General features: G+C 73.7%; 12 protein-coding genes. 3 read left to right on the forward strand and 9 right to left on the reverse strand.

What is annotated here, in order from left to right:
- The first annotated feature begins 74 nt into the window (after nt 1-74).
- The gene (locus Ani05nite_RS30630; protein ID WP_239130786.1) at nt 75-1,007 is read left to right on the forward strand and encodes a GAF and ANTAR domain-containing protein; all 933 of its coding nucleotides are present in this window, start codon (nt 75-77) and stop codon (nt 1,005-1,007) included.
- Between the two features lie 38 nt (nt 1,008-1,045).
- On the opposite strand, the gene Ani05nite_RS30635 is transcribed toward Ani05nite_RS30630, so the two are convergent.
- From Ani05nite_RS30635 to Ani05nite_RS30655, 5 genes are all read right to left on the reverse strand, one after another.
- Complete coding sequence (locus Ani05nite_RS30635) at nt 1,046-1,357, reverse strand: antibiotic biosynthesis monooxygenase family protein (protein WP_203774169.1); 312 nt, start codon at nt 1,355-1,357, stop codon at nt 1,046-1,048.
- A gap of 57 nt (nt 1,358-1,414) precedes the next feature.
- Nucleotides 1,415-3,148 (reverse strand): MDR family MFS transporter, encoded by a 1,734-nt coding sequence (locus Ani05nite_RS30640; protein WP_203774171.1) that lies wholly within the window; start codon nt 3,146-3,148, stop codon nt 1,415-1,417.
- A complete protein-coding gene (locus Ani05nite_RS30645) occupies nt 3,145-3,630 on the reverse strand; it encodes a MarR family winged helix-turn-helix transcriptional regulator (protein WP_203774173.1) in 486 nt (161 codons plus the stop codon). Before Ani05nite_RS30645 ends, Ani05nite_RS30640 begins: the two co-directional genes overlap by 4 nt.
- A 68-nt stretch (nt 3,631-3,698) precedes the next feature.
- Nucleotides 3,699-4,328 (reverse strand): class I SAM-dependent methyltransferase, encoded by a 630-nt coding sequence (locus Ani05nite_RS30650; protein ID WP_203774175.1) that lies wholly within the window; start codon nt 4,326-4,328, stop codon nt 3,699-3,701.
- 62 nt (nt 4,329-4,390) lie between these two features.
- Nucleotides 4,391-5,245 (reverse strand): AfsR/SARP family transcriptional regulator, encoded by an 855-nt coding sequence (locus tag Ani05nite_RS30655; protein ID WP_203774176.1) that lies wholly within the window; start codon nt 5,243-5,245, stop codon nt 4,391-4,393.
- Between the two features lie 241 nt (nt 5,246-5,486).
- Between Ani05nite_RS30655 and Ani05nite_RS30660 the strand changes: the two genes are divergently transcribed.
- Together Ani05nite_RS30660 and Ani05nite_RS30665 are read left to right on the forward strand one after the other, a co-directional pair.
- Nucleotides 5,487-6,149 (forward strand): response regulator, encoded by a 663-nt coding sequence (locus Ani05nite_RS30660; RefSeq protein WP_203774177.1) that lies wholly within the window; start codon nt 5,487-5,489, stop codon nt 6,147-6,149.
- Nucleotides 6,150-6,432: 283 nt separating this feature from the next.
- Nucleotides 6,433-7,629, forward strand: coding sequence for a hypothetical protein (locus tag Ani05nite_RS30665; protein ID WP_203774178.1), 1,197 nt, complete (start codon nt 6,433-6,435; stop codon nt 7,627-7,629).
- 38 nt (nt 7,630-7,667) lie between these two features.
- Here Ani05nite_RS30665 and serA read toward each other — a convergent pair whose 3' ends face one another.
- The 4 genes from serA to Ani05nite_RS30685 all read right to left on the reverse strand — a co-directional run.
- On the reverse strand, nt 7,668-8,897 hold the full coding sequence (serA, locus tag Ani05nite_RS30670) for a phosphoglycerate dehydrogenase (protein WP_239130787.1): 1,230 nt from the start codon (nt 8,895-8,897) through the stop codon (nt 7,668-7,670).
- Nucleotides 8,898-9,047: 150 nt separating this feature from the next.
- Nucleotides 9,048-9,965 carry a phosphotransferase family protein gene (locus tag Ani05nite_RS30675; protein ID WP_203774179.1) on the reverse strand — a complete coding sequence of 306 codons (918 nt, stop codon included), beginning with the start codon at nt 9,963-9,965 and terminating at the stop codon, nt 9,048-9,050.
- Nucleotides 9,966-10,031: 66 nt separating this feature from the next.
- A complete protein-coding gene (locus tag Ani05nite_RS30680) occupies nt 10,032-11,342 on the reverse strand; it encodes a glycosyltransferase 87 family protein (RefSeq protein ID WP_203774180.1) in 1,311 nt (436 codons plus the stop codon).
- A partial coding sequence (locus Ani05nite_RS30685) for a hypothetical protein (RefSeq protein ID WP_203774182.1) occupies nt 11,339-11,546 on the reverse strand: 208 nt, incomplete at its 5' end. The genes Ani05nite_RS30685 and Ani05nite_RS30680, both read right to left, overlap by 4 nt.

Below are 11,546 nucleotides of genomic sequence, written 5' to 3' on the forward strand. Positions count from 1 at the left end.
TCGCCGATCCGCGTGGCAATATCGGCCGAATGGCAGCCCCGCAACGAAGCTTCGGGCGCAACATCTCGCGTCGCGTGCCGGGTTCCGGCGCCGGCGCGGCCCAGGAGCAGGCCGGCGTCCCCGGCCGCCGGCGTACGCCCGCGGCAGTGCAGACCGTCATCTCGGCGCACGACGTCCCGCCGGCCGTGATCACGCCCGCGGGCCCGCTGGCGGCGGCGGCCACGGGCGACCCGTCCGTGCTGCGCGCCGCATCTGCCGCCGTACCGGATCTCGGGGTCGGTCTGCTGGCGCGCGGCGCCGTGGCGGCGACCCGGGGTGTCGAGGCGCCCATCGGGCCGCACCCGGTGGAGGTCGCCGGGCTGCTGCACGAGCTCACCGCGCGCCTGCTCGGCGCCGACGACGTGCCGCAGGCCCTGGACCGTCTGGCCGCCTTCGCGGCCGGGGCCGTCCCCGGCACCCTGCGCTGCTCCGTGGCGCTGATCGGGGAGGGCGGCCCGCCCGTCCTCGCCGCCTCCGGGACCGCGGCCCAGGCCCTCGACGACCTCCAGTACGCCGACGGCGACGGTCCCGCGCTGGAGGCGGCCCGCACCCGGAGCCTGGTGACGGCCCCCGACCTGCCGTCCGACCCGCGCTGGCCCCGGCTGGCCGAGTCCGCCCGGGCCGAGGGGGTGCACAGCGTCGTGGCGATCCCGATGGACGTGCAGCGGTCGTCGGTGGGGGCGCTGAGCCTGTTCGTCAGCACCCCCGGCGGCATCAACCCCGAGCTGCTGCTGACCGCCATGGCCGTGGTCAACCAGGCCGAGCTGCTGCTCGGCGAGCTGGGCCGGCGCGAGGGCCGGCGCGAGGGCGCGACGGTCGACCGGGCCGCCGGCGTGATCATCGCGCAGCGCGGCTGCGGCGTGCAGGAGGCCTACACCGTGCTCCAGGAGACCGCTCAGCGGCTCGGGCTGGACCGCCAGGCGGTCGCGGAGCGGCTGATCGCAGCGGCCGCCCGCAACGCGGACTGATCTCGGCGGTTCCAGGCCGGCCGCCCCGGCCGCCGTGGCTAACCGGCGGCCTTGTGCACCTGCTGGACCACCTCGAACTCCAGCAGGCTGGCGTCGCTGGCCACGGGCCGGCCGCGCTCACCGGCGTGCGCCGCCCGCCCCGAGCCGGCCGACCAGGCCTGGAAGTCCTCCTCGGTCTCCCAGCGGGTGTAGACGAAGTAGCGGTTCCCGCCGCCCACCGGGCGGAGCAACTCGAAGGCGAGGAAGCCCTTCGCGTTCTCCACCGCGCCCTGCCGGGCGGCGAAGCGCTGCTCCAGCTGCGGACCGGCGCCCTCGGGGACCTCGATCGCGTTGATCTTCACGACTGCCATACGACACAGGGTACGAGCGCATGCCGCGCTCGTACCCTGTGGTGTCCTGAGCCGGCCTCAGCGGGAGCTGGTGCCCACCGCCGGGCCCGCGCCGACCTCGCCGGGCACGCCGTCGCTGGCGGCGGCAGCCGCGGCGTCGTCGGCCCGCTGCTGCTGGGCCGAGCGCTGCTGCAACGGGATCTCCGGCAGGAACAGCACCACGATCAGCCCGAGGATCATCACGGCGGCGGCCAGCAGGAAGACCACGTGGATGCCATCGGAGAAGCCGACCTTGAACGGGTGCGAGACCACGTCGGAGAGCCGGCCGAGGAACGACGTGTCGTTCAGCGCGTCGCCGCTCTGGGCCTGCTGCAGCCGCTGCAGCTGGCTCGGGTCGGCCGCCACCGCCTGCTGGAACTCCGGCGTGCCCTGGGCCGTCCGGTAGGCCGAGCTGATCTTCCCGCCGACCACGTTGAAGAGCACGGACAGGAAGATCGCCGTGCCCAGCGTGCCGCCCATCGAGCGGAAGAAGGTCACCGAGCTGGTGGCCACGCCGATCTCCCGGGGCGAGACCGCGTTCTGCACGGCGGTGATCATCGGCTGCATGTTGCCGCCCAGGCCGAGACCCATCACGACCATGATCAGCATGGTCCTCCAGAGCGGGGTGTCCGCGCCGATCAGCGAGAACAGCCCCAGCGCGAGCAGCATCAGGGTGCTGCCGATGATCGGGAAGATCCGGTAGCGGCCGGTGCGGGCGATCAGCTGGCCGGCGGTGATCGAGCCGGCCATGATGCCGATGACGAACGGGATCATCTGCAGGCCCGCCTCGGTCGCCGAGGAGCCCTTGACGATCTGCAGGTACAGCGGCACGGTCAGCAGGCCGCCGAACATGGCCATACCGATGATCGTGCTGGAGATCGAGCCGACCGCCACGGTCCGGTTCCGGAACAGCCGCAGTGGCAGCAGGGCCTCGTCCTTGTACGCCCGCTCGGCCAGCACGAAGCCCACGATGCCGATCAGCCCGACCGCGTAGCAGCCCAGCGCCCGCGGCGAGTCCCAGCCCCAGGTGCGGCCCTGTTCCGCCACGGTCAGCAGCGGCACCAGGCCGACGATCAGCGCGACCGCGCCCGGCCAGTCGATCCGGTGGTCGGTGCGGGTGTGCGGCAGGTGCAGCACGCGCGCCACGACCAGCATCGCGGCGATGCCGATCGGCACGTTCAGGTAGAAGATCCAGCGCCAGCCGGTGATCCCGAAGATCTCGTCCTGGCCGGCGAAGAAGCCGCCGAGCAGCGGGCCGATGACGCTGGCGGTGCCGAAGACGGCCAGGAAGAAGCCCTGGTACTTGGCGCGCTCGCGGGGCGGCACGATGTCGCCGATGATGGCCAGCGCCATCGACATCAGGCCGCCGGCGCCGATGCCCTGGATGGCCCGGAACGCGGCCAGCTCGTACATGCTCTGGGACAGGCCGCAGAGCACCGAGCCGATCACGAAGACGGCGATGGCGAACAGGAAGAAGCCGCGCCGGCCGTAGATGTCGGAGAGCTTGCCGTACAGCGGGGTGGAGATCGTCGAGGTGATCAGGAAGGCCGTGGTGGCCCAGGCCTGCAGGTCGAAGCCGTGCAGGTCGTCGGCGATCGTCCGGGTCGCGGTGGCCATGATCGTCTGGTCGAGGGCGGCCAGGAACATGCCCATCATCAGACCGGCCAAGATGGTCAGGATCTGCCGGTGGGTGAATTCCACCGACGGGCGCCCGGCGGGCGGGCCGCCGGCCGGTCCCGGCGCCGCGGCTGCGGTGGTGCTGGGGTTACTCACGCGTTCTCCCGTGCTGGTACGGCTGGGTCGCTGCGCACGAGCGCCTCGACGGAACTGTTGAATTCGTGGAACAGGTCGGTGAACGTCCGCACCCGCTCGGCCGGCCAGTCGCGCAGGGCCTCGCTGATCAGCGCGTTGCGGGCCTCGTGCAGCTGTCCACAGGCGGCCAGGCCCGCGGCGGTGACGGCGAGCCGGGAGGCCCGGCCGTCCGCCGGGTCGGCCTCGCGGCGGGCCAGCCCGGCCTTGACCAGCTGGGCCGCCTGCCGGCTGACGGTCGACGGGTCGGCGCCCTTGACCTCGGCGAGGTCGGTGACCCGCATGGGCCCCTGGTGCCGGAGCGGGAACAGCAGCATCAGCGCGGAGAACTCGGCGCCGAGATCCCCCACGTGGAGCATGCCCTTGGCGCGGGCGCCGAGCCGGGAGAATCGCACAAGTTCCTCGGCCAGACGGCCACTCGCGTCGCGGGCGTCACGTTCGGTCATCTGCTGCACCTCCCATCGAGATGCGTGCAGCGTACAACTGGTTGCTTGGTGAAAGCATTTCCGGGCGGTTACCCGGCGGCAATTGTGGTGTGGATCTCCCAGACGCCGGTGAGCAGTGACTCGGTCTCCTCGAGCGCGGCGGGCACCGGCACGTCGTACTCAGCCACACGGGTGAAGAGCCGCTCCGGGAAGTACCCCCGTCCGGGGTCGCCAACCAGGATCCGGGTGCCTTCGCGGGCCGCCCGCCGCAGCCGCGCCGCCATCCGGTCGGCGACCGTGCGGGTGTAGAAGACGTCACCCGCCAGGATGACGTCCGCCGGCAGGTCCAGGTCGGCGATGTCCACCGTACGGGTGTCGACGGTGACGTGATTGGCGGTCGCGTTGCGCGCCGCCGCCGCCACCGCGAGCGGGTCCACGTCCAGCGCCGTCACCCGTTCGGCGCCGGCCAGCGCGGCCGCGATCGCGGCCACCCCCGAGCCCGACGCCACGTCGAGCACGGTGCGGCCGCGCACGATCTCCGGGTGGTCCAGCACGTGCCGGGCGAGGGCCTGGCCGCCGGCCCAGACGAACAACCAGAACGGCGGCGGCACGTCGCTGCTGAACGCGCCGCCGGTGCCGTCGAACAACCCCACCCCGCCGCCGGCCAGGTGCAGCGAGATCTCCGGGGTCAGCGGTACGGGCAGCAGCGTGGTCTCCACGGCGGGGATTCTTCGCCGTCGCGGCCCGTCGCGCGCGCTATTTGAGCTGCGTCACAGCCCCGTCAGGCGGCCAGCTCGGCGGCGCGGCGCAGCAGCCCGGCAGCCGACTCCGCCCGCTGTGACTCGCCGTCCGCCGCCAGGATCGCGGTGACCGCCTGCTCCAGCGGGGTGCCGCCGCCGTCCTCACGCAGCAGCTCCAGGAACAGCGCGCGGGTCGGGCCGGACGGTTCCACGCCCAGCCCGTCGGCGAGCTCCCGCCGGCACCGGTCGTACGCCCGCAGCGCCGCCACCCGGTCCCCGAGCAGTCGGTGTGCGGCCATCGCGATGGCCCAGCCACGCTCCGCGACCGGGTCCAGCCCGACCGCCCGGTCGGTCAGCGCCAGCGCGCCCCGGGGGTCGCCGGCGGTGAGGGCGTGACCGCCCGCGTCCAGCAGGGTCGCCACCAGGCGCGTGCGGTACTGCTCGCGGGCCTGGTCGGCCCAGTCGTGCTGCTCCACGTCCTCCAGCAGCGGACGGGCGGCCACGTGGGCGGCGGCGGTCAGCGGGCGCAGGGCCCGGTGGGCGGTACGGCCGGAGGCGGCGGCGACCAGCTCGTCGAAGCGGGCCACGTCCACCCGGACCTGCTCGGCGACCAGGGAGTAGCCGCCGTTGCGGGTGGTGATCACGGAGTCACGGGCCGGCCCGTCCGGGTCGAGGCGATGGCGCAAAAGGGACACATAACTCTCCACCGTGGCCTGATGGTTGGCCGGCGGCCGGCCACCCCAGAGCAGTTCGGCCAGCTCCGCCTTGTGCAGGTCCCCGCGCAGGGCGAGCAGGGCGAGAATGTGCCGGGGCTTGACGCCGCCGAAGTCGCGACCGGTGAGGCGTACGCCCCGGGTGCGGACCTCGAGACGGCCGAAGAGCTGGATGTCGTACATGGCGTCAAACCCTGTACGTGCGACCCTGGGTGCGGCAAGCCACCCTCGCGACGTTCCACCCCCCGAAAGCGAGGGGGCTGCTCCACCGAAGATATGAGCTGGGACGGCCGCTCGGACTCATCCGGGCGGCGCGCGTACCGACCGATCAGCTTGGCTCGCAGGTGCTGTCCGACTGTTGGTACGCCTTGGCTTCCGGCGCGGGACACATAGACTTCCAGCGCTGGCGGATCAGGAGGCATGAATGGTGGGCGAGGCGATCACGGTGCTCGTGGTTGACGGGCATCAGACGTTCGCCGAGTTGCTCGGTGTGGCGCTGGCCGGGCAACCGGACCTGCGCTATGTCGGACATGCGCGTACGGGTGAGCAGGCCATCCGGCTCGTGCAGGAGCTGCGGCCGAACGTGGTGCTGATGGATCCGGACCTTCCGGACGCGGACGGCATCGCGATCGCCGAGCTGCTGCGGCACCGGCAGCCCGACACGCGTTTCGTCGTGCTGACCGCGAACAACGAGTCCGCCCTGGTCGGACGGGCCACGGCGGCCGGCGCCTCCGGGTTCCTGTCGAAGAACGGGCCGCTGGGCGACGTGCTCAACGCCGTGCACACCGCGCACGGCGGCGGCATGACGGTGTCCACCGACATCCTGGCGCGGCTGCTGCGCAGCACCACTCCGGTGGTCGGGCCGCGGGCCGGCGGGCTGACCGCGCGCGAGCACGAGGTGCTGGTGCTGATGGGCTCCGGGCTCGACCCGCGGGCCATCGCGCGCCGGCTGGGCATCAGCGTGCACACGTGCCGCGGCTACGTGAAGGCCGTGCTGGGCAAACTCGGTGCCCACAGCCAGCTGGAGGCGGTCGCGGTGGCGACCCGGCGCGGGCTGCTGAGCCCGGACCGTCATAACGGAGAGTAATTCACGCCGGTACTCATCCGACAGACCGCGGGATCCGTACTTCTCGCCGGAGCGCCTTCGCAGATGGTCGGCGCCGGCGCGGGTTGGAGGACATCGCGTGGAACGTTCATTCGCCGATTCGTCCGATGTGTCCGTTGCGCTGGCGGACCTCGCGTCGACCTCGGGCGCCGACTGGGCCAACCGTGACAACGAATCGCTCTACCGCCGGACCGACCCTGACCCGGCGCCTTACCGCCGGCCCCCCGCCGTGAACTCGTTCCGTGACGATGCTGATGAGGAAGACATGGCCGACTCCCCGAGCTGGAGTGCCTTCGGTTTGCCCCGCGATTCCTCCGGCTCCGGCGCGGACAGCCCCGCGGACCCGCCGGCGCCCGCATACGGTCCCGCCCCGCCCGCGGGCCCGGGCCGCGCCTCCTTCGGCTTCACCGCCGGCCCGATCAGCGGCCACACCGGCAGTCACCAGGCCATCGGCGCCGACCGTCAGGGCCCCGCGCCGGTCTCCGGCTCGCCCTTCCTGCCCCCGCCGACCGGGCCCGCACCGCACCCCGTCCGGTCGTCGACGGGCGAGTCGGCGGCGGTCCAGCACCGGCCGTCGCGAGCCTTCGCGCCGGCCGACGAGGACGAGGGGATCGGCGACTTCATCGGCGGCCCGGGCCGGGAGATCCGCCCGCACCGCGCCGCCCGGCACCCGCACTCCGCCGCCGAGCAGCCCCTGCCGGCCGAGCCGCGCCGCGGCCGCGGCGTCCTGGTCGCCGGCCTCGCGCTGAGCGTGGCCGTGCTGCTGGGGGCCACGGTGGCCGGCATCTCGTACTTCTCCGGCTCCGACAAGAGCCTCACGTCGGTGCTCGAGCTCGGCGCGGGCAAGTCCGACGGCCGGACGGCGACCGCGCCCGTCGACGGCCGCACGGCGGCGTCGTTCGAGCTGACCACCGCGGTCACCAAGGTCACCATGCGCAGCGAGGACCTCGGCGACGACCTCTACCGCATCTCCACCGCCGCCGACGCCGGCATCATCCCCCGGCCCGTGCTGGCCCAGGACCGGGTGCAGCTCAACCTCGTGCCGGACGGCGACGGCGACACCGGCGCCGTCGACGTGGTGCTGAGCTCGCGAGTGGTGTGGAATCTGCGCTTCGCCGGGGCCACCGACGAGCAGCGCATCGACTTCACCGGCGGCGAGGTCGGCGGCATCGACCTGGCCGGCGGCTCCCGGGTCACCGACATCGTGCTGCCGAAACCGGCCGGCACCGTCGCGCTGAAGGTCAGCGGCGCGGTCGACGAGCTGTCGCTGACCGCCCCGGCCGGCAACCCCGTCCGGGTGAAGATGGAGGGCGGCGCCAAGACGGTCGCGGCCGGCGCGCGCACGCTGCGCGACGTGGAGCCGGGATCGACGCTGACGCCCAAGGGCTGGGCCACCAACGACCGCTACGACGTGACCGCCGCGGCCCGGGTCACGCTGCTCTCGGTGGAGACCGCGAAGTGACGTGCCCGGGCGGCGGCCCGGTCAGCCGGCCGGCTCGCTCATGACAGGACCCGCAGCCGCACCGTCTGGCTCATGCCGCGCAGCTGCTCCAGGACGTCGTCGCTGAAGCTGCCGCTGATGTCGGTGATCAGGTAGCCGTACTCGCCGCGGGTGCTCAGCAGCTGGCCCTCGACGTTCACCTGGTGCTCGGCCAGGATGCTGTTCACCTGGGCCAGCACGCCCGGCATGTTCAGGTGCACGTGGATGATGCGGCTCATGTCCGTGCTGGCCGGCAGGGCGACGCTGGGCAGGTTGACGCTCAGCGTGGTGTTGCCCTCCTCCACGAAGTGCACCAGCTTGTTGGCCACGAAGTCGCCGATGTCAGACTGGGCCTCCTCGGTGGAGCCGCCGATGTGCGGCGTGAGGATCACGTTGGGCAGGCCGCGCAGCTCCGAGACGAACTCGTCGCCGCGGCCCTTGGGCTCGTGCGGGAACACGTCGACGGCCGCGCCGGAGAGGTGCCCGCTGGTCAGCGCGTCGCGCAGGGCGACGTGGTCGACCACGATGCCGCGGGAGAGGTTGAGGAAGATCGACCCGGGGCGCATCCGGCCCAGCTGCTCCGCGCCGAAGAAGCCGGCGTTGCCCGGCCGGCCGTCGACGTGCAGCGTCACCACGTCCGAGCTCTCCAGCAGCTCGTCGAGGCTGGCGCAGCGCTGGGCGTTGCCCAGGGCCAGCTTGTCGGCGGTGTCGTAGAAGGACACGTGCATGCCGAGGTTCTCCGCCAGCACGGAGAGCTGGGTGCCGATGTTGCCGTACCCGACGATGCCCAGGCGGCGGCCGCGGACCTCGTGGCTGCCGTGCGCGGCCTTGTCCCAGACGCCCCGGTGCATCAGGTCGTTCTTCTCGGTGAGCCGGCGGGTCATCGCGATGATCTCGGCCAGGGCCAGCTCGACCACGGACCGGGTGTTGGAGAACGGCGCGTTGAACACGGCGATGCCGGCCCGGGACGCGGCGGCCAGGTCGATCTGGTCGGTGCCGATGCAGAACGCGCCGATCGCGACGAGGCTGTCCGCCGCCTCCAGGACCTTCGCGGTCACCCGGGTCTTCGAGCGGATACCGAGCAGCTGCACGCCCTGGATCCGCTCGACCAGCTCCACCTCGTCGAGGGCGCCCGCGACGGACTCGACGAGGTAACCCTCGGCCTCGAGCCGGGACACCGCGTCGGGGTGGATGCTCTCGAGCAGCAGGACTCGCACCTTGGCTTGGTCGATCATCACGTTCCGTTCCATGTCGGATTCTGGTGCACGGGGCAGGGGACCATCCGGGCCGCCACGCCGAAGCCCAGGTCAGGCGTACCAGCCTAATGCCCCGGATTGCCCGCTCCCCGAAGGTGTGCCGGAGCTCCCACCTGGCGGTCGGGCCGCCGCCCCGGCCGCCGCTCAGCCGGCCAGGCGACGGCGCAGCCAGGGCAGCACGGCCTCGGCGTGGGCGCGCTGGAACGCCCGGACGTGCGGGATACCCGGCGAGGGATGCCGCGAGCGCTCCAGGAAGTCGCCGGTGAAGGCCGCGATCACGTCGGTCGCCGTCCGTCGGTCGACGCCGGCCAGCAGCGCGTCGCCCGGGCCGCCGTGCACCAGCACGTTCATCGCCAGCAGGACGGTGTCCAGCCACGCGGGGCCGACGCAGCCGTACGGCCAGTCCACGACGACGACCGAGCCGTCCGGGCGGACCAGAAGATTGTCGGCCCGCACGTCGCAGTGCGCGAGGGTGGCGCCGGTCGCGACCGCGGCCAGGCCGCGGTCGGCGGCCGCGCGGAGGTCGTCCAGATGGGTGACCACCCAGGGGTCGAGGCCGGGCGGCGGGTCGGCGGCGAGCCTGGCCCACCCGCCGAAGGACGGCGCCAGCTGCTCGGCGGCCGTCGGCACGCCGCTCAGCGGCGACGGCGTGAGGGCGGCGGCCAGCTCCCGGAGCGCCCGCACGGTCGCGGCGATCTCGTCCTCGACCCACGGGGTACGCGGATGCCGACCCTCGACGTCCTCGTGGATCAGCACCACCCACTCGCCGTCGTCGAAGGCCGCGAGCAGCCGGGGCACGGGCGCGGCCGGCGGCATCTGCGCGGTCACGCGCGCCTCGGCCCGGGCCAGCTCGACGGAGCGTGAATTGAGCCGCGTGCTGACGGCCTTGACGAACGCCCGCCGTCCGTCCGCCGTGACGACCCGGTCGGCCGTTCCCGGCGAGAAGCCCCCGGTCTGCGACGCCGCGCGGACCACCGGCCCACCCACGACCGCCTCGACCCGCTGCCTGATCCGGTCCGGCAGATCGGCCCAGCTGATGCGCACCCCGTACCTCTGGGTCATCTCGCCTCCTCCGGCGGATCTTCGCAGCCCGGCGAGGATCCGCAAGCCGGCCCGCCGCCCGGCCGGCTACGAGGAGAGGGCGGTCGGGCCCCGGCGGCCGAGCGGCGCCAGCGGCAGCAGCGCCGCGATCGTGACCGCCAGCAGCAGCCGCGAGTTGCTCCACAGTGGCGGCCCGAGCGCCGGCACCGGCAGCAGCATCACCGCCAGGACCAGCACCGGCCAGCCGCGCCGGGCCCAGGCCGGCCCGCGGACGGGCAGCAGCGCGGCCAACACCAGCCAGATCTGATGATGGGTCCACGAGACCGGGGACAGCACCACGCCGGCCGCGCCCGTCAGGACCAGGGCGGAGAACCAGTCCCCGCCGCGCGCCCGGCGGGCGGCCCGGCGCAGCGCCAGCGCCGCGATGCCCCCACCGGCGACCAGCACGATCGCCGACCGCAGCGGCGCGGCGAGCTCGGCGCGCAGCAGGAAGCCGTTCAGCGACTGGTTGCCGACCGAGGTGATGTAGCCGAGCCGGCTCACGTGGGCCACCTCGGTCGTCCAGAACCGCCAGGAGTCGCCGGGCAGGGCGAGCCCGGCGAGCGCACCGCAGCCCGCGAACGTCACCGTGGCCAGCACGGCGGCGCGGCGGCGGCCGGCGCACCAGAGCAACGGGATGAAGATGAGCGGGGTCAGCTTGATCGCCGCCGCGACGCCGACGAGCAGGCCCTGCCACCGGCTGTGCCGCAACGCCAGCAGGTCGGCCGCCACCATGGCGGCGAGGAACAGGCTGACCTGCCCGTACTTCAGATCCGAGGAGACCGGCGCGGAGAGCATCAGGACCAGGGCGAACGCGGGGGCCGCCCGCCGGTCGAGCAGCAGCGCCAGCCCCGCGACCGTGCCGACGGTGGCCAGGGTCCAGAGCAGTTGCAGCGGCAGGACCGGGGCGCCGGCCAGCGGGAGGAACAGCAGGCCCGCGAACGGGGGATAGGTGAAGGGGGCGTTGCCGGCGCTGAGGAAGTCGTACAGGCTCGCGCCGTGGGTGAGGCCCCGCACCGCGCCGAGGTAGACACCCAGATCGGAGAGGCGGACCCCGGCCGGGCGGACGAGCACGGCCCAGGCCGTGACCAGCGCCGCGAGGGCGGCGGGCAGCCAGAACCGGACGGTACGCCCACGGCGCCCAGCCGCGCCGGGCGGCGGGACCGGGCCGGTCAGGCGGTACGCGCGGCGGCCGTCCGTCCATTGTGCCTCGACGAGGCCGGCGCGCTGGAGGCGTACCAGAATCGGGTAGAGCGTCCCGCTGGACAGGCCCGCCTGCCGGGCGAGGTCGAGGCTTGGCCGGGCCCGGCGGGGCTCGGCCGCCAGGGCAGCCAGCACCGCGGCTCGCGCGCCGCTCATGACGCCCGGCGAGCCGGGGTGGCGAGATGGGCCACCAGGAGGCCGATCAGCAGCGCGACCGCGGTCCGGCCGGCCGGATGGGCCAGAAAGCCGAAGCCGAACACCGCGGAGTTGTCCACCAGCCGGTGCAGGGTGAGCTCGGCGGCGCCACCCGAGCGGCGCAGCACCTCGGCCAGCGCCAGCCCACCCAGCCCGGCCACCACG

Origin of the sequence: Actinoplanes nipponensis, assembly GCF_016862275.1 — a bacterium.
In the GTDB taxonomy this organism is placed as follows: Bacteria; Actinomycetota; Actinomycetes; order Mycobacteriales; family Micromonosporaceae; genus Actinoplanes; species Actinoplanes nipponensis.

Bases quoted from the DNA above. Each gene is read 5' to 3' on its own strand.
- Ani05nite_RS30635 (WP_203774169.1), bottom strand. From the start codon at position 1,357: ATGGCAGTCGTGAAGATCAACGCGATCGAGGTCCCCGAGGGCGCCGGT.
- Ani05nite_RS30645 (WP_203774173.1), bottom strand. From the start codon at position 3,630: ATGACCGAACGTGACGCCCGCGACGCGAGTGGCCGTCTGGCCGAGGAA.
- Ani05nite_RS30655 (WP_203774176.1), bottom strand. From the start codon at position 5,245: ATGTACGACATCCAGCTCTTCGGCCGTCTCGAGGTCCGCACCCGGGGC.
- Ani05nite_RS30660 (WP_203774177.1), top strand. From the start codon at position 5,487: ATGGTGGGCGAGGCGATCACGGTGCTCGTGGTTGACGGGCATCAGACG.
- Ani05nite_RS30665 (WP_203774178.1), top strand. From the start codon at position 6,433: ATGGCCGACTCCCCGAGCTGGAGTGCCTTCGGTTTGCCCCGCGATTCC.
- serA (WP_239130787.1), bottom strand. From the start codon at position 8,897: ATGGAACGGAACGTGATGATCGACCAAGCCAAGGTGCGAGTCCTGCTG.
- Ani05nite_RS30675 (WP_203774179.1), bottom strand. From the start codon at position 9,965: ATGACCCAGAGGTACGGGGTGCGCATCAGCTGGGCCGATCTGCCGGAC.
- Ani05nite_RS30680 (WP_203774180.1), bottom strand. From the start codon at position 11,342: ATGAGCGGCGCGCGAGCCGCGGTGCTGGCTGCCCTGGCGGCCGAGCCC.